This window comes from Acinetobacter sp. KAM396, assembly GCF_021602765.1.
GTDB lineage: Bacteria > Pseudomonadota > Gammaproteobacteria > Pseudomonadales > Moraxellaceae > Acinetobacter > Acinetobacter towneri_A.
In genome coordinates, this window is the sequence record NZ_BPPH01000025.1 from 16,271 (window position 1) to 34,550 (window position 18,280).

Consider the following 18,280-nt stretch of genomic DNA (forward strand, 5'->3'; position numbering starts at 1 on the left):
CCGAGTTAGCGGATACGCACACGCTTTTTATCACTCACGATTTTTTTCAGTTCAGCTTTGAGTGCGTCTACAAACTGATCCACTGATTCTTCTGTTTCCAGATAGACACTACTTGAGCTTTTGCTGTAAATGCTGGCGACATCGACTTCGACAACAGGTTTCGGTGGCACTACGGCTGTCGCAGGCTGTACCGGACTCACAGCAGGTGTTGATGTAACTGGGCTGGAGGTGGTTGCAGTGTTGGTTACACTCTCGGCTTTGCTCTGAGCCAGTTGTGCCGCTTTGGCCTGACGCTGGATTTCCGCCTGAACTTCGCTTTCCAACTCATACAAGGCTTCATCAAAACGCTCGACGGCGGTTTGGGTTTGCAGCATATAGATGGTGGACAGGCTAGTTTCCACTTCAATATCCGTTTTTAGCAGTTGTAGTGGGCGTAATAGCTTGTTACTCAGCTCAGCGCTAGCGATGCCACTGTTTTTAATCTCGGCTTCTAACTGCTTGATCTTGTCATCAATGTGTTCTATCGCTTGATTGCGCTTCTCAGTCAGCAATTGCTCATTGACGCTTTCCACTGTGCGAACCAAATCAGCCACTTTATTTAACAGGCCATAGGGCGATTCAAGGGTGGCAATACGATGTAATTCAGACAGGGCTTTTTTTGCCACCTCATCACTGCCCAGCGCCTGTTTGTTTTTCTCAAAATGACGTAGAGCCTGTTGCAGTTGTTGCCAGCTTGGCATCTGGTTGCTGAAGAATTCATGAATGTCACGATAGTCTTCTTCCAGATCCAAATAGTCATTCTTGTTCTCAACCACCGCTTTAAAGAAATCGAAGCTGTCGCTATTCGCCAGCAGACGTTCCAAAGTCAGAATTGACCGTTCAATGACTTTCCTACCCGGGAACTGCCCGACATCAGTTTTGCTTTTGTACGACTTAAAGTTGGCTAACCAAGTCTTAAAATGCTGCAAATAAAATTCAAATAGCTCTTTCTCAGTCGCTGGTCCCATGGCCGAGAATAGGTCTTGGGTGAGTTGGCGTGCCTGTTTCAACACCTGATCATCAGTCTGGCGCTTTTTAATGATCGACACATCACGGCGACGGCGGCTGTTTTGTAAAGGCTCAAAGGCATCTTTTAACTGTAAGCTGCCGCCATTTAACTGCAGTGAAATCCGCCCCATTGCCGCCAACTGCCCTACCAGCAGTAAAATCTCGGCATCTGGCCAGCCATAAGGACGTTTGGCAAAACGATCTATCACATCTGAGACTAGAATACGCTCTGTACCAGTGGCGCGTAGTGCAATGTACTGCTCCACTTCCTGTAGGGCTTTCGGATTGCTTTGACCGCCATCCAGAGACAATCCGAGCTGCGCCATATCATCTACAGTCAAGACGGCATTCAGCTCACGCCAGGCATCCTGCTGATAGACCTGCAGATAGCTCAGTTTGGTATAAGTGTTTTCCAGCAGATAACGACAAGCCTCATCCAGCTTGGTGGTTGGACTTGAAGATGAAAGTTGTAAATGTTGACCCAAGGCATAACTTTCCGCGTCCAGCAACATTTCTTCGATCCGGACACGCAGACGTTTTTTACGCTCCTGATTCTCACGACCACGGTCTGCCAGAATACGGGTGATATCGGACTGAGTGCCATCATCATTTAAGCGGATGAATTTATTGGTTTTCAGCCAGGTGCGCAGTTCATTAAAGAACTGTTTATCGTCTGCCAGTTTAAACAGCACTTGTCCTTCAGCCTGAGTACTTTTACCAATACAGTAAGCTTCAGTGTAGAGGTTGTATTCCGTATCCAGTGGAGAAATGATTTCAACTTTCAAATCGCTCTCATACTTGCCATCCAGGCTATGACCATCCAGAAAACGTCCAATCTGATAGTCCATCTTGTTGGCTTGATGGCGGTATTTGTTCTGATCGCGCAGTAAATCTTTAAAGATTAGATTGGCTAATTCTTTATTTTCTTCTGAAGCCGCTAAGTCTGTGGCTTTAATTTTACGGGTGATATCGCGTTCTTCATTGGTCAGGAACAGGAACTCATCACCATTCCTAGTAATCAGGCTCTCTTTTTCCAGACGCTGCAGGCTCTCTTCAATCCGCTTGCGCAATGCCAGCTTATCTTCATCAATTTTCTCAATCGACAAAGTCACCAGGTTATCCAAGGTACCTTTGATGATATCGACATAGCGGATCATGAACAGGGTACGCAGCATCTGCACATCAAAACCATCCAGGGTCTTATTCTGCCCTGCCTGGTCGATGGTACGCTTCACTGCTGTATCCAGAAATCCTTCCACTGAAGTATAGAAGCGGTGGAAAGGAACCAGGGCACCGACTTCATCTGTAGCAATCGCATTCGCGGCCATCTGGAACGCATCCAACATGGACCGTTCACCATAGGCCAGGTGTGCACCGGTCGCACCGACCTTACGGATTTCTTCAAAAACTTTCTGCACCAGCTGGAAATGGTACGGCGCAAAAGGATAGTTATTGATAAAGCTGTCTGGACCCTCATAGTTCTTGAGTGTTGGGCCTGAACGGTCAAAGGTGATCTGGTTTTTTAAGATATCGCCCTTTTGCTCAAACACCGATCTGAGCAATGCTTCAGCTTCTGGGGTTTTACGTAATAAACGTTTCTGGATGACTTCATCGGTATTGGAACTGGACAGTGATAACCGGGTTTTAAAACGTCCAGCAATCTTGGAGAAATCATTGGCTTTGGAAGAAGACATCTCACCTAAAACAGCATCGATGTCTGCCTGCGAGGTGACGATAATCCAAGCGCGGCCTTTACAGATCGTACCCAGGTTTTCAGTAATGGTTTGCAGTGTCAGCATCAAGCGGGTATCGCTGCCAATAAACTGCCCCACTTCATCCACCAGAAACAACATGCGTTGCTGGGGTCCTTTGCTGTCCAGGTATTCTTTCACCCACTGACAGAAGTTATCGACCGAAACACTAAAGGTCTGCTCAGAATCCTCAAACCATTTATGCGCTGCTTCTGCTGATAGATTCAGTGCCTGAGAAATCGCAGTTTCGACATCATCCTGATAGAACTGATAACCGTCACGCTCCTCTAGCCAGGACATGCCACTGGATTCCTCAAACGCCTGTTTAAAGCGTTCGTAGACACCTTTCTGGCTCAGGTGACGTTCCATATGGGCAATATGTGGATGATCCGCGCTAAACCCCTGATACTCGTTAAACACACGTAAAAACACATTCAGGATCGGATTGCCATCATCATTGGAGCTGGCTTTACTGTCGATGTTAAACAGGATGACATCGGCATGATGTCTGACCGCCTTGCCAATATCCGCACGGATAAACGCATCACGAATTTTGCTTTCATCAAAGAATTCTGCGGCGCTACGCTCGTTACCTTCCGCATCACGTGCCACTTTATTGGCCAGAATATACGACAAGGTTTTCAGGAAGTGTGATTTACCTGAACCAAAGAAGCCCGAAATCCATACGCCGACACGGTTGGCAATCGAAGGATCGCTCAGGTCTGTGCCATAAGACTGGAAAAAGTCCCGAAAATGCTTTTCCAGTTCATTGGTGACCACATACTCATCGAGTTCCTGATAAACCGTGGTATTGTCATTCTGGTCTGCTTTTACGACCCCGTTAATCGCACGATCTAATGGCTTGTAAAAAAGCTCTTTAATGTTCATCTCAATCCATTCCCCCGAATTCTTATTTCTATTTGCCGTGTTTAAGGCACTAATCTGAATGCTCTGTAGTAATTATTGCTTGGAATTTTTCCAAATAAACTCATCGCTTGACCGTCGTAATAACCTGGGTAAAACAGCACCACTGGCTTATGCCCCAGTAACGAATGCAAACTGTTCAATAAGTGATGGGCACGTAACAGTGGCCAAACCGACCCAACCCCAGTCATCAACACAATATCTTGCGCATTGGTGGCATATTTACTCACCAGATAGGGCGCGAACTTATCCATATGCAGTGGGCCTTTCAGCGCTTTGAGCAGCGCATCATCGCCTTTGGCTTTTTGCATTTGAATGGCTTTATCGATGAAGTTACGCTCAGCCAGATAATCCACCACGGCTTGCAGCAGGTTGATATTCACCACCTTCAGCTGACTGTGTTTTTTCTCCAGCATCCCGTCTAGAAAATGCAGATATTCGCGCACTTTCAACTCATCTTCAGGTGCATAATCAAAAATCCAGAAGCCAATTTCATTGCCCAGTCCTTGCCCGGTGAGAAACTCGGTGGAAAGAATTCGCTCTGGAATCTGGTTCAGACGCTCATGTATTGTTTGACTCATTGCTGCCCCTCTACAACTAACGCGTCCATACCGACACTTCCATAGATCTTTTAATGCGTTGTTTATAATGTTCTTCCAACAGGCTACGCAGCTCTGCTCTGACGATCACGCGCTGCAACTCCAGCTTACGGGTACTTTTTAAGTAACCGGCTTCTGCCAGCATGCGAAACACCACCTGCCCCATTTTTTTCTTGCTGGACTCTTTCCAATCACAGATATCCGGATCTCGTTGTGAACGCTCCTCCAGAAAATCTGACCAGATATAACTGTCCAGGTATTGAGCCTGAGAGATATAGGCCTCTCTCATCACCGTTTCCATAAACTCAAGCAGCAACAGGTTGCGTTCCAATGCGCCACAAAAAGCCACCTGGGTCGCCAGCTCATCATCCCCATCACGTAGTGCTTTCCAGAAATCAGGCTCCAAGCGCTCCAGACGCTTACGAATAGCGGTGGCATTGCGTTGCGCCGAAGCCGCAGTTCTTTTTTGCAGAATATTGTCCACCTGAATCGCCTGATGCCATTGTTCTGGAGTCGCCTCTCGTAATAACAGACCCGCGATCAGCCGGCTTTCACGTACCATCAGTGAGCCACCAATTAGGTCACTGTCATAATGAAATTGCTCTAACATGGCCAATCTCCTATGAGGCCTGATCAAACAGATAAGACGACAGCTTTTCGATATCTGAGCGTTGTAGTACCAAGGGATATTTCAAGGCATCATCCGCCTCAGCCAGCGTGATCGCGGCCTGATATCGCTGCAAAGTATAGTGAGCCAGGGCTTTTTTCACCGGAATCTGTAATCTGCCATCAGGCATGCCGAAGTCTTTTTCAACTAGCGCTTTTTGAGCTTCATTCAATTTTGGATTAGGGATCAGCGTCAGTACAATTTCTTCATGCCATTGCTGATCCTGAGCAGGGTCTACTGACTCAATCGCCACCACAACAGGTGTGCGATCAATTCTGGAGAGTAAAAAGTCCTTAAACTGCTTGCTCTGATGGCAATAGGCACGGACATGCCAGCGAAAACCGGTATACACCAGGGTGTGTGGGGAAATGATGCGTTCATGCCACTGCGGATTCTGCATGGAGGCATAAATCATTTTTAAAGTGTTTTGGTTTCGGCAGGCACGCAAAACTTCCCGAATCACTTCAGGACGTACACTGCGATCAGGTAATTGAACTGCTGCAAGATTCGGTTCTGGTGTCGCAATCAGGGTATGCGATTCACTAACCAAACCTGACAGCATATTAAGATATTCATTGATGTGCGCTGTAGTCAGTACAGGCTGGAAGCTGGCCTTAGGCACATAACCCTTGACGGAGGGGTCATGAATCAAGGCATCTGGGTTATACAGCGTATTGTAACGCTTGATATCCGCAGAAGCCTGCTGTCGACTGAGCCCAAACCAGCTCATTAAACGATTGGTAACCAAACGACCTTCCCAGTATGCAAGGAGTTCAATGGCTCTCATTCTGAGAAGGACTTCATGCTTATCTGTCGTCATATACCAATCAGTCAATAAATAGTAGTTTTAAGATTACCCTACAGCAAATATACAGTAAAGATTTTTGACGGTATTTTAAGGTAGTATTGCAATCACCAGATAAAAAATATACTAGTATCCTGATGATAGCCGTCAAAGTACGATCTCTAGCAGATCATGGATCCTGGTATAGCGCGTGAATTGAGCTAAGTTTTAGAATGAGAGCAATATGGGTTTTAGATTTCGTAAAAGTATTAAATTATTCCCGGGTTTTAAAATTAATCTGACCCATAAAGGCATCAGCAGTGCCAGCATTGGCAAACCTGGTGCTTCTCTAAATATTGGGAAAAAAGGTACGCGAACCAGTGTCGGCATTCCAGGTACGGGACTATCTTACTCTAAACACCAGCCTTACTCTAAAAAGACCCGTGTTCCACAACCGACATCGCTAGAACACACGGAATATAATCCTCAGAATTTAGAACAACCGAAGACAAAGATCTGGCCTTGGATTATTTTTGGAATATTGTGTTTTATTGTAGGTGCCGTCATTTTTTAGCAAGAACAACATTGTATTTTGATCAAAAAAAATGCCCACATGGATGAATGGGCAAACTAAGGAATTAATATCCTTCAGAAACTCCAGCGCAATTCTCGCTACTTTCAGTAAGCGACTCTGGCTCAATCATGATGGTCTGACTCAATCGAATCGAGGTAAATCGATCCATCACAATTGGAGCAGAAATTATGCTTGAATACATTCTTGAATGATGCTGAAAAGGCCTTGGGCTTTGATCGAGAAATTGGATTGTCGATGCCTACACTCCACTTTATTTATTTTCAGACAGCAACCAATCAAGAGCGTTCATTTTTACAATACCATTATAATTGGCTTCAGTCCCTATGGTGTCTAAGGTAAGTAAATACTTGGGATATGAATCAGAAATTTTCTGTAATGGACGTAACTCTCGGCTGAGTGTCTCCTCATTGAGAGTTTCTAATGCCACCTGATAATAAGTTAAATTCTGTAAAGTATCGACAGCAACAAAATCAATTTCATATTCATCAACCCGCCCTACATAGACCGTATAACCTCGTCTGACAAGCTCAAGATAAATCACATTTTCTAAGATATGACCTTGATCAGCATTAGCATCAGGCAACATAATCCGGCGCAATCCGACATCAACTAAATAGTATTTTTCAGAGGATTGTAATAACTCACGCCCACGTACTTTAAATTGTGCGGCACTATAAAATAGCAAACTGTCCTGTAAGCCCTGAATATAGCGTTTTACTGTTTCAAATGAGATTTTAACCCCGCTTGAAACAAAGGTATTTTTAATTTTATTGATGGAAATGGGTGAGCCTGTCACGCTTGCCAAATATCTTGCGACACGCTCGAGAGAGTTAATATCAGCAGTATTCAAACGAGGAATAACATCTTTAAACATTACACTGGCATAGACCGCTTGCAAGTAATCATAGGTTTCCTGCTGACTAGTCATGGCAAGCGTATAGGGGAAACTACTGTGCGTGTACATGGCATACAAATCACGATTGGATAATTGTTGGATGATCGGATTATTTTCAATATGCCACTGTTTAAACTCTTGGAATGAAAGGGGTAAAACATGTTGCTCTATATAGCGTCCTGTGAGTAAAGTCGCAAGTTCTCCACTCAGAAAGAATGCATTTGAGCCTGTAATATATAAATCGATATAATCTCGAACATATAAAGAGTCGACTACTTTCTCAAAATTTGTAACATGTTGTATTTCATCTAAAAAAACGTAGTTTTTTTTACTTTTATCAACTTTAGACAGTACATAATCATGTAGTTTACGGTAATCGGTGAGTTCTTCAAATTCCATAAATTCGAAGTTGATGGCAATGATGTTTTCGGCTTGTACACCCTGTGCTTTTAGGTCTTGTTGAAACATCGCCAATAAGGTGGATTTTCCAGAGCGACGCACACCTGAAAGTACTTTAATGACATCACGGTCTTGCCATGTATTCAGAAATTTTAAGTAACCATCACGTCGAATATTAGCGCTTCTCATTATTTACACTTAGAATCTAAAGTTTTAATAAATTCTATCAAATTTTAGAATACATGTGTGAATATATTTAATTTTAATAAAAGTTTAAAGGTTAAGTGAAACATTCAAAGCTGCTGTTGAAGTATACGGATAGTAAATGTAATAAAAATCTAGATTCTATCTTTTTTGATTATTTTCCATGTCATGTTATTTCATTGATGCTACGAGTTAACTGCTATATAAAGGCTCTAGACTAGCAGAATAGATATTTTAGTCTAGAATCATGATAGAAAACAGTAAATTAAGTCACTATAAGTGATCCTAGACAGTATCGTGGACAACAAATCCCTCTAAATTCTTAAAATATTTCTGTTCAAAGGCTTCTGGGCTTAACCAGCCGTTTGCGAAATGCCTTCTGACCCGATTGTAATAAATCTCAATATAGTCAAACAAGACAGTATTCGCTTCTTTTCGAGTGGCAAACACACTGCCATGGACCACATGACCTTTCAATGTATGAAAGAAGCTTTCGGTCACTGCATTATCCCAACATGAGCAGTGTACTGCGCAAGACTGCGTCATACTTTGAACGCAGTTATTCGTCAATAATAGCGCCCTAAAATCACGACTACAGTACTGACTACCTTGATCCGAATGCACCATGACACCCGTTGGATAACCCTGACGAGCCATTGCATAATGAAACGCATCACACACCAATTGGCGGTCTATTCGATGGCTGGTTTGCCAACCCACAATACGACGGCTGAATAGATCTAGCATCACACATAAATACAGCCAGCCTTCTTTAGTTCGGATATAGGTAATATCCGTTGTCCAAACTTTATTAGGCTGAGTAACTGTAAATTGGCGATCCAACAAGTTGGGTGCTGTAGGCAAACGATGGGTTGAATCAGTCGTATGCTTGTATTTACGTGCAATCCTGCTACGTAAACCAAGCTTTTTTAGCATCCTTCCAATAGTACGTTCGCTCATGTTGTAACCTAAATCATGCATGTCATGTACTAATGAAGGTGCACCCAATCGTGCATGATGCTGCCAATATACGGCTTTTAAGTCATTATATTTCTGTGCCGTATTGGCTTGACGTTTTCGCCAGGCATAATAGCCTGAAGTGCTGACACCTAGGTATTTACAGGCAGAAGATACGGTGACTTCATTCATATCTAGATCTTGAATTACCGTGTACTTTTCTTGGCATGATCTGTTAGAAAGTACACATGCGCTTTTTTTAAGATGTCATTGGCTTCCTTGAGCTGTTTGACTTCTTTCTCTAATTCCACGATCCGCTGTTGTTCTGGTGAAAGTTGACGTTTGCTTGAACCTGCCGGATTGGTTTCACGAATCCATTTATCTAATGTTGAATAACCCACACCTAATTTCTGGGCGATTGCAGCTACAGACTCGTGTGAGTTTGAAAGTGCATAATCAATCGCTTGCTGTTTAAATTTGGGACTAAAACGTTTAGCCATTTCTTGAATCTCCAAAGATTAAAGTTACGTTATCTTTAGAGGGACGTGCTGTCCATTATTTTGTCTAGGATCATTAAAAGATATATAGCACACACCGCCACGGCGTAATGCAGCATGAATACGTTTTAAAACATCAGGGATGTCTATTACGAGCACAATGTAGTAAAGAGGCACATGCCCATACCCCATCATAAACATCGTGTATATCAAGCTCATAAAAACTTTGCTGCTGTACAGCGATACCAGTCAGTTGGGTCGCTCGTTCGACCAATACTTCAGAATAGTCGATAGCATCAACTTAATAGCCTTTATTTTTAAAAGCCAAAGTGTCACGCCCTGAGCCACAGCCTAAATCCAGGATCCGTGCTGAATCTGGCACCTCAGCTAAAAATGGTTGGTATAGACTTTCCATATCCACATACAACGTGGCTTGTAAAAATTGATCTGCGTATTGGTTGTAATAGTCTATTGTTTTCATATTGGTTGCTTAGGCTAAACACTGACCCCAGTCTACTAAAAAACAAAAAGATAAGGGAGCATTTGCTCCCTTATCTTTTTAGTCAAATAAATCTGCTCTTACTTCTTCCAAAGCACGATCTGACTTAAAACGATTACATATCGGGTGAATAATTGCTCCATTTTCTAGAATACCGTAACCACCTTCTGCTTTGGATTCTCGATGATCTACTTCAGTTGATTCAAGGTATAGAGCGCTATCACATACTTCACAATAGCTCCAAGTTTTCCTTTCCTCACGTTGATAAAGATTTCTTTTGGTCGCGATTGAAAAATTTAGAGGTTTTTTCTTCTTTGTTAGTCTTACTGATTTCACAAAGCTCACAACATCATCCACAATGCTCTCATCATAATCTCCACCAAAACGGTCAAGGTAAAAATCATTAAAATTAATATAATCAAATGATTGACTCATCGAAAGAATGACGGTGTTCAAACAAACTTCATCTTCAAAATCTAAATCCATATTGAGTCCAATACAGATGAATGCTTGATACACGTTCTTCAATCGCTCATGTGATCTGATGCCGCTACCAAACTTACCGACAGTTTCTTTGATGGCCACAGGAATTTTTTCAATTAAACTTTCAACACCACGGCGTGCTCGAGTAAATCCAATAAAATCTATCTTTTTATTCTGTATTTCAAAACAGTCTTTTTCAATTTCACAGACGATAGAGAACCAGGCTAAAAAGGATGTCACTTGAAAACGATTATCTTTATAAAAATATAGTTTTGGGTGTAAGCCCAAACTTGGAATCCGAATACTAATTGGTGGTGTAGCGATACGACACAGCACAACTCTAAGTTTTAGCATTAAATTTTCTACACGCTGACCTTGGTCTATATTCACAGTATTGTGACTAGTATCACCAAACATGATATTCAGGAGTTCATTGACCAAGCCGATTTTTTTACCGTGTGTTAAATCTGGCTCTAAAAGTATTATCTTAAAAAGATGATCATGAATTTGCTCACCCAAAGTGATCACTTCATTTATCCGCTCGTAATTCAGTTCAGCCAAGTTGGATTTATTATCGTTTATATAACAACACGCATAGATCACATAAAAAGCATCACTTCCCCTATTTTGTAAATGATATTCTTCATCTGGATCTAATCGCTTCGTATCCGAATTGATTGAACAAAAGGCTTTTCGAGCTTCCTCAGGTGTCCCAATGACTTCAATAAAATTAATTTTGGTTGATTTTAATTTTTGCTGAAACTCAGAATCGCTACATAACTCTTGAAAATCAGCTAATCCACCTAATCGATTACGAATCTGACGAATATCTCGTTTTTGTGGTGCCGTGAATTTTGGGGCTCCTATTACTTGCTCATCAATAAAGTATCTTTTGATCCAAGCATAGATAATTGAAATCCTGTGCCCACCATCGATGATATAAATATTACCAGCAGCATCTTTCCAATAGCGAACGCATAAATTGACATTACGATCATTCAAACAGTTTAGAATAAACTCCTGAATTTCAGCAGGGCTCCAGCACTCTGTGGAGCGTTGATTGTCTGCTTTATATAGTTTTTCTAGGATCTCATGGTTGGCGAAGTCATAAAGTGATATTTCAAAGTTATGGTGCAGATTTGAGTGCGACATTTCGTCAGGCACCATCATTTTTCTTTGAATAATATTGGTTAAAAGCTTAGTACGGGCCATTTTATTTTCTCTAGGCAATACTTCTCTATATCTCGTGTAATTACGAAATTATGAAGGCATTAATTTAAAATTTAAGTAGGTTGTTAGAATTAAAACAGGTGATTAATTCAAAAGTACTTTTTTGCTAGAGATAATAAAAATAGGGATGGGATAATTTTTCATTTGAAGCCTCGTTGATTAATTGTTGTTTGCCAACATCCTTTCCACGAGATGGAGGCAAACCAAATAGGGTGTGGAAATACCGCTCAACGAAACGGCCAGTCAAAGACTGCCCTACTTGGCTTACCATAAAAGCGCCATGTAGACACAAAAGAGCCACTAAAAGCGACTCTTTAGTTCGTTGAGTAACAGGTTTCCACGCCTGGTCACAGATTTTGCTGTAACATCTTTATCTTATGTACATAAATTCAATTGGTCAAATTTTATGATTAATATTTGATCAATTGATTCAAAAATAATTACTTATAATTTTAGAGGCATACCAGATGAGTATCTTATAATTTCTACAATATTTAGTTGATGTATAAAGTAATTAGCTACGAAACTCGGATTTGTTGCACAAATTAAACAAAATCATACTCTTAGATATTTATGCAACAAAACCCCTGACAGGCACAAAAAAAAATGGGTAACTGTCAGATCAGGTTTGAGCTAGTACAATTAAGGTAGCGCTGTCTTTCAAAACTTTATGTAATAAAGCGTGCGTAAGTCATATATACTTATATTCTGATATGATCTCCAATCGCCAAATATCGTACACTCAACCATGCTAGTACCCATCGCACGGCGCTTAATGACGCTTGTTGAGACATAATTCTAAAATAATCATATTTATTATGTTTCATCACTATCGGAAAAAACTGATGTTCTGTAAGGATTGAAAGCATAGGTTCATCCTCTGCCGTAAAATGCATCAATACTTTTGTTACATTACTTTCATACAACCATTTTTTTATTAACCAATTGTAAGTTTCTGATTGGTTTTGTTCTAAATAATCAAATCGCTCTAAAATCTCTTGTGCGGAATTAAAATCTACAGCCCTTAGTAATTCAGGCAAACGTGCTAATTTTCCTTGTGTCAAGAATGGATGTCTTCCTATATTTGAACCACGTTTACCTGAAGGAATGTTTGACATCGTAATTAAAGCTCTCTTCCAGGACTCAATATCTAATTGTGGCTGCCCCTGTCCAGAAATAAGATACCGCTCAATATCTTCAATCTTTTGAAACAGTTCGTGTTTAATTACTTTACCCGTCGAATTCCCTCTTTTTTGAGCATAGATTACCCACCTCTGACTTTCTATTTTTTTGAGCACATATTTTTCGATGGTATCTCTCAACTCATATTTTAGATTACCATTCTGTTGGTTAATCGCTTTGAAATGCCTGAATAAATTACTCCGACTCATGACTCGGTAAGAAAATGCAGTATGTAAATTGGGTTGCTGTTGTTGCATGCTATAGGCATAAGTAGCTAGAAATAAGATATGAATATAATGCTTTAATGTTGTCGATTCATGTAAATGTCCAAGCACTCGACTAATCGCCTTAATCCCTTGCCCAACCTGTCCTTCATTGCCTACTAGCGTATTAAATTGCTCATTCGATGGCATCCAAGTTTGTAACCATGGCAGTTCTATCGTCAGGGCTTTAAAATCCACCACTGTTTGCAAACACTTTAAAGTATATGCACTTGCAAACGTGTGTCTTAAATGATGTAAGCTGAGATCAACATCTCCAGTGACTTTCTTTAATATTTGAGATATTTGATCAAAAAAAGTCCTATGCTCACTGTTCTCATCGGAAATTAATATTGAATCTTTTTTATTCTTATAAATATCATCTAATCCCTTTTTAATCGTCTGGCTTAATAAATTCATCGGAACAACACGTTCTGATCCAAGTGTTTTTAACTGATGCTCACCATAAGGACGAATTCTGAGCATATCCTCATCAATATCTAAGGGCCGTAAATGAAGCGCCTCTGAACGGCGTACACCCATCGCCGCAGATAAACGAAAATGACGCTGAATCTCTAGGCGTAAAACAGTATCATTCACCCCAGATTCTACAGATTGTAATATTTGAACGATCTGCCGCACTTCATTTTTTGAAAAAACTTTAGCACTTGCTTGATGCGCTGTACGCTTTTGTAACCTTATACGATCATCATTTAACTGAATTAAAAAATCCCTAAAGCGATTCCACGCAGCGAGATGCTTGCGATGTGGAAAATGCTCTTGCGTCAACTCCATCCATTTTTGAAACACATCTTCATCAATCTGGCTATCTTTTGTTAAATCTTCTGAAAACCCCAATACACCTGCACTGACGATGGCCAAATGTAGATGAATCATATTTCGATTCTGTAGACTTAACTCTTCTGCATCACAGCGTAAAATCAACCATTGCACAAAGCACGTTAATAAATTGACTGAATAGTGATTCGTTTTATTATTGGCAAGCTGTTTAAGCCAAATGCTTGATCTAGACTCACCTTTTAGTTGCTGAATCATCGCTAAAATATCAGACAAATGTAGTTGCTCATCGCCTATTTCTATTTCACTTTCTGGCTCAGTGCTATCTAAACCTGTGGTTAATTTTTCATATTCGGATAAGCGTAATAATTCATTTATTGAAAGATCTTCAGTCAAGACTTGGCCTGATATGTAACCTGCAATCAACGGAGTACTATTTAACATCACATTTTGCTGTAAAGCTTTCAACCATTGAGCTAACGATAGAGTGGACTTAAGCCCAATTTGTTTTAGATATGTAGTAAAACACTTTTGCCAAGCCGTTCTTTGTTGACTTTTTGACTGTGCTAAAATCTCCTTTAATCGGGGCTGTAAATACTGTCGATCTACTAAAATTAAAGTAGAGACATAAGGACTTAACAGTACGGTACGGCGTATCTTCGTCACAGATCTATCATTATTCACTGCCAGCTCAATAAGCCGACTATATCCCATAGCGACTATAGGCTGATCAGAAGCAATAAACTCTAACATTGCTTGTAAATGGCTTACTCTGCACAATTGTGAATACATCGAGAGTACAACCAGCAAACGTCCTATTTCAACATCACAATTTTGATGTGATGGTAAATTTTCTAAATCATTCTGAATAACATCAAGTAAGTTTTGTTCTATATAACACCATGTACTAAAACTATTTTCAGATGTCAGCCATGTACGATGAGCCTTTTGAGGTAGCTGAACGAATAAAGGAATTTTCGCTTCATCGCGAATATAAGCACAATATGCTTTAATCGCTTGAGGCAAATCAATATTTTTATTTTTAGCTAAATTTGAGGCTAATAGATGTCCAAGCTCTAAAGCTACTTGTGGCTCAGGATTTTCCTCAAAAATCAACGGACAATAGGACTCATACTCTGAGTTTTTCAGCCATTCTTTTACATCATTTTCTGAATATTGTATTCTCAGCTTCGTATCTACTTGAGCTGTTTTAGTCTCTTGGGTTAAAACAAATGTAGGAACATTCTTGATTTTTAAAAAATCAAAATCTTCAATGCACTCGAAACCTAATTGTTTTTGCAAGTTTTCTTGTACATCAAACCACTGTTGTTTAAAGGCTGATACAGGAAATACGGATAATATATCCCATGGATGACGACCCCGTATCCAGTGCCCAAGTCCAGCGTCCTTGAACCTCCCAGGTAACTGATTACGATCAGAGCGAACCAACTTCCGTGCCCAATTTCTAACTAAATGTTTAATCTGATGAGGATCATACAGTTGCACAGCATAAGATGATAAATCAACACGTAGCTCAATTTGCTCCCCCAACATTCCCATCAAACCACGTAAACTTTGAATCTGTTTGATCAATGCTGGAGTCAATGGCACATAACGATCAGTTGATTCATTTTGATGATGCTTATCTTGAATCAAGGCCCAGCCTTGCTGACTGATCCACTTTGGAAAGGGTTGTTTAATACCTCGACCAGCTGTGGCAAGATTTATCCATAATTCCGTATATGACATTAAGTATTTCAAGAACATCTGCCAATCTTTCTGTTCATTGGCTTGATATATATAATTTTTTATTCGTGCAATTTCATTTTTTATTTCAATAATCTTTATCCCAATCGGACTCCCCACGCGTCCACTAGAAGAGTGTCTATATTCAGGAATATCAATATTTAGCTTTCTTAAACAATCCGCCCAAAGTTGCTCAAGTTGCCTCTGTTCAAAAGAGGCATAATGAATCAAGTTATCATAATTTCGACCTGATGCATTCGTCACTGCTTTAACGACAGCTAAATCACCTTGGCTATGATCATATAACAACCGTGGAAGAATATCGCGAATGCTTTTGAGGCTGATTTCTAGCTCTTTAGGTAAACGGTTAATCAGTTCACTCACGTCACGTTCAACTGCCATATGACGTCTTGTAATCCCAAGATTTTTGACTTGACTCACTAAATCATTGAGTTCAATCGGTAAAACCAAATGTAATTCATTGGTCCATGGCACATGAAATTTAGAATCTTCTGGTTTTTTTTTGAGTGTCGGTGTCCCTGCAAACACACTTAATACATATGCAGATAAACTATGATCATACTTAATAGTAATATTATTATGACCAGTAATATTATTATGACCAGTATTTTGACTAAAACTTGGCGCTTTAAATTCACCCACCGGACGTCCGGTGAGCAAGCTTAATATCAAAGCTAATTTTGCGCGTAACATCAAGCTGGAATCTGTATGAGATGGTTGACAGAGTCTAAATACTTCTTGAATTGAATTTAAGGACAATCGCGATTTGGTCCAAACTAAACCAACATTTGCAGCTTCAATATGTTGAGAAGTCGACTTAGATGCATAAAACCCTCGAAGTAAATCGGATTGTTCTGCCAAAAAAAATCTAAACAAGGGCTCCAATGGTGTTTCATCTTCTTCAATCTCATCATCCTCAAATACATCTGAGACTAGACCACGATGAATTTCATCTACATCTTCTAAAGGTTGAATAGCAATACTTAATGAACCATATCGTTGCAGGATCAATTTTTTGTGCTTTATCCCTATACGGTGTAAAAACTCTCGACGTTTTTTGTTATTTTTTAGCCGATTATTTCGCCAGATTTGTGATAAAAATAGCTTTAATGCATAATAAATTTTATTTAATTGTTCATCATTATTATGAACAGACATTAACTGAATCAGTTGTTTCGGGGAATTTTGAAGCAGTGATGCTTTTACATCTTCTAAAATCTGTTTATTACCAGCATCACCTAATAGCCTAATCGCTAAAAAGGCATTGTACACACGAGATCCTTTTTGGTCTTTCAGCTTTATGCTTCCATCACCCTTTAAATAACTACTATAAAGCTCAAGAGCATGTACCTTGTCTTGAAAATGAAAAATTTGATCTAAAAACCAAATAATTACAGCATCAAAACTCTCATTATTATGATTTTCTCCTGATTTAAGCAAGAGCAAATCACAAATTCCACTGTCTCCAGTAAAGGGGCGCAACGGCGTGGGATTATGTTTATTTTTATCCGTTGTTTTTGAAAAAAAATGTGAATATTCCTCAGAATACTCTAATGCACTAATGATCTCTAAAGTCTTAAGCTCATCACGAAATTTTGGTAATTCATTATCACCAATCAAGGTGAAAATTCGCTGACAAATGACAACGATACCGGCTAAGCTATAATGTGCACGTAATAAAAATAATGCTCGGAGGAGTTTTTGTTCTTCTATAGGGGTATTCTGGTTTATCCATTCTAGCAGTTGCTTAAAATAAATATTCATAGCCTACTCCTAAGACGATAAATCCATGCTTTCCCAAAGTCTGTTAAGGCTAAAGCAACTTCTGCCGTTGGCGCCAAACGAACAATTTGCTTTTGATATTTTTGATAAAGTTCTTCTAGTTGAGGTAAAAGCACAAAAAAGTCAGCTATGTGAAAATAGGGTTGCACAGAATTGCCCAGCTCTTTCACTTTAATTCTTTCTAATGGCAAAAGCTTCTGGGCGATATAACCAGCTAAAACATTTTCGATTAAAAAAGTACCACTCACCACTGGTGGTGCCCAACCTACCAGTTTTTTTACAAAGGAAATAGGCAGCTTATTTAGATAATGCTGTGTATTTAAAAATAAAATCATTTCTTCTGGATCTAAACGCTTTAGCCGAAGTTGGTCTGCAACCACCATCTTGTCCTGTGCTTTATCCATTTTTCCCCAGTGTCTTCTTTTCACACTGTTCTTTAGAATTTTTACCTTACATAAATCCCTATCGACAGCAAGCAGTAACTTACGATATATCGCGAGCAGTAGTAATGCTTGATTTTTAATTTTTTCTGAAAACTCACTGCTTATTTCCCCATTGAGTAACATCATTTTCAAAACTAAAGCTGGGCATGGTTTTTCAAACCTACCTTCAGATATTGTTAATGCATCAATGAGCAATGGTGTCATCATTTTTTTCTGCACAGGTAAATTATTTTTAGCGTTAAAATAATAGAATATCATAGTCCCAAAATTAACAAAATAAAATCAAATATATTTTATGTTTACTAAAAAAGTATCTGAATTAAATGATTTATTTACTAACCTTATTTTTATACTAAATCAAATGCAGGTGGATTTCACCACAATTCGACGCAACAACACGACTTTGAAAGCCTTTGTCGCAACATTAGGGTATTCCAGAGCGACTTTCGTGAAATTTTATGATCATGAACGTACCGATGCATGGATCGATGGTCTAGAAAATGCATTTCAGTTCTTT

Annotated in this window: 10 protein-coding genes and 3 pseudogenes; 2 read left to right on the forward strand and 11 right to left on the reverse strand. The window is 39.8% G+C overall.

Annotated features, from left to right (window positions below; genetic code table 11):
• Positions 1–5: 5 nt before the first annotated feature.
• From brxC to L6C30_RS11180, 4 genes are read right to left on the reverse strand one after another with little or no spacing between them, the layout of a single operon-like run.
• The gene (gene brxC, locus L6C30_RS11165) at positions 6–3,686 is read right to left on the reverse strand and encodes a BREX system P-loop protein BrxC (protein ID WP_236163089.1); all 3,681 of its coding nucleotides are present in this window, start codon (positions 3,684–3,686) and stop codon (positions 6–8) included.
• Positions 3,687–3,727: 41 nt separating this feature from the next.
• Positions 3,728–4,303: a DUF1788 domain-containing protein gene (locus L6C30_RS11170; protein ID WP_234115081.1), complete on the reverse strand. Its 576-nt coding sequence runs from the start codon at positions 4,301–4,303 to the stop codon at positions 3,728–3,730.
• A 16-nt stretch (positions 4,304–4,319) separates the two neighbouring features.
• On the reverse strand, positions 4,320–4,931 hold the full coding sequence (locus tag L6C30_RS11175; protein WP_236095242.1) for a DUF1819 family protein: 612 nt from the start codon (positions 4,929–4,931) through the stop codon (positions 4,320–4,322).
• Positions 4,932–4,941: 10 nt separating this feature from the next.
• Positions 4,942–5,808, reverse strand: coding sequence for a WYL domain-containing protein (locus tag L6C30_RS11180; protein WP_234115079.1), 867 nt, complete (start codon positions 5,806–5,808; stop codon positions 4,942–4,944).
• Positions 5,809–6,016: 208 nt separating this feature from the next.
• Between L6C30_RS11180 and L6C30_RS11185 the strand changes: the two genes are divergently transcribed.
• Entirely contained in the window at positions 6,017–6,346 is a 330-nt protein-coding gene (locus L6C30_RS11185) for a DUF4236 domain-containing protein (RefSeq protein ID WP_004726791.1), read from the forward strand.
• Between the two features lie 131 nt (positions 6,347–6,477).
• On the opposite strand, the pseudogene L6C30_RS14990 reads toward L6C30_RS11185, so the two are convergent.
• The 7 genes and pseudogenes from L6C30_RS14990 to L6C30_RS11215 form a co-directional block, all read right to left on the reverse strand.
• Positions 6,478–6,597: pseudogene (locus L6C30_RS14990) on the reverse strand (HNH endonuclease); the annotation flags it as partial.
• A 20-nt stretch (positions 6,598–6,617) separates the two neighbouring features.
• Positions 6,618–7,850, reverse strand: a complete 1,233-nt coding sequence (locus L6C30_RS11190) for an ATP-binding protein (RefSeq protein ID WP_236095243.1) — start codon at positions 7,848–7,850, stop codon at positions 6,618–6,620.
• A gap of 300 nt (positions 7,851–8,150) precedes the next feature.
• Positions 8,151–9,322 (reverse strand): IS3 family transposase gene (locus L6C30_RS11195; RefSeq protein WP_236095244.1). Its coding sequence is split into 2 segments (ribosomal slippage): positions 8,151–9,088 and positions 9,088–9,322, totalling 1,173 coding nucleotides; the frame shifts between segments, so codons are not numbered across the junction.
• Between the two features lie 75 nt (positions 9,323–9,397).
• Positions 9,398–9,800, reverse strand: a pseudogene (locus L6C30_RS11200) (class I SAM-dependent methyltransferase); the annotation flags it as partial.
• Between the two features lie 78 nt (positions 9,801–9,878).
• Complete coding sequence (locus L6C30_RS11205; RefSeq protein ID WP_236163090.1) at positions 9,879–11,513, reverse strand: HNH endonuclease; 1,635 nt, start codon at positions 11,511–11,513, stop codon at positions 9,879–9,881.
• A 719-nt stretch (positions 11,514–12,232) separates the two neighbouring features.
• The gene (locus L6C30_RS11210; RefSeq protein WP_223129266.1) at positions 12,233–17,302 is read right to left on the reverse strand and encodes a tyrosine-type recombinase/integrase; all 5,070 of its coding nucleotides are present in this window, start codon (positions 17,300–17,302) and stop codon (positions 12,233–12,235) included.
• Complete coding sequence (locus tag L6C30_RS11215) at positions 17,299–17,970, reverse strand: hypothetical protein (RefSeq protein ID WP_236095247.1); 672 nt, start codon at positions 17,968–17,970, stop codon at positions 17,299–17,301. The genes L6C30_RS11210 and L6C30_RS11215 overlap by 4 nt, the downstream gene beginning before the upstream one ends.
• A gap of 151 nt (positions 17,971–18,121) precedes the next feature.
• On the opposite strand from L6C30_RS11215, the pseudogene L6C30_RS11220 reads away from it, so the two are divergent.
• Positions 18,122–18,280, forward strand: a pseudogene (locus L6C30_RS11220) (IS21 family transposase); the annotation flags it as partial.

What these genes read in the sequence shown, in the direction of transcription:
- brxC (WP_236163089.1), bottom strand. Translation starts at nt 3,686, where the DNA reads ATGAACATTAAAGAGCTTTTTTACAAGCCATTAGATCGTGCGATTAAC.
- L6C30_RS11210 (WP_223129266.1), bottom strand. Translation starts at nt 17,302, where the DNA reads ATGAATATTTATTTTAAGCAACTGCTAGAATGGATAAACCAGAATACC.
- L6C30_RS11190 (WP_236095243.1), bottom strand. Translation starts at nt 7,850, where the DNA reads ATGAGAAGCGCTAATATTCGACGTGATGGTTACTTAAAATTTCTGAAT.
- L6C30_RS11215 (WP_236095247.1), bottom strand. Translation starts at nt 17,970, where the DNA reads ATGATGACACCATTGCTCATTGATGCATTAACAATATCTGAAGGTAGG.
- L6C30_RS11205 (WP_236163090.1), bottom strand. Translation starts at nt 11,513, where the DNA reads ATGGCCCGTACTAAGCTTTTAACCAATATTATTCAAAGAAAAATGATG.
- L6C30_RS11185 (WP_004726791.1), top strand. Translation starts at nt 6,017, where the DNA reads ATGGGTTTTAGATTTCGTAAAAGTATTAAATTATTCCCGGGTTTTAAA.
- L6C30_RS11175 (WP_236095242.1), bottom strand. Translation starts at nt 4,931, where the DNA reads ATGTTAGAGCAATTTCATTATGACAGTGACCTAATTGGTGGCTCACTG.
- L6C30_RS11170 (WP_234115081.1), bottom strand. Translation starts at nt 4,303, where the DNA reads ATGAGTCAAACAATACATGAGCGTCTGAACCAGATTCCAGAGCGAATT.
- L6C30_RS11180 (WP_234115079.1), bottom strand. Translation starts at nt 5,808, where the DNA reads ATGACGACAGATAAGCATGAAGTCCTTCTCAGAATGAGAGCCATTGAA.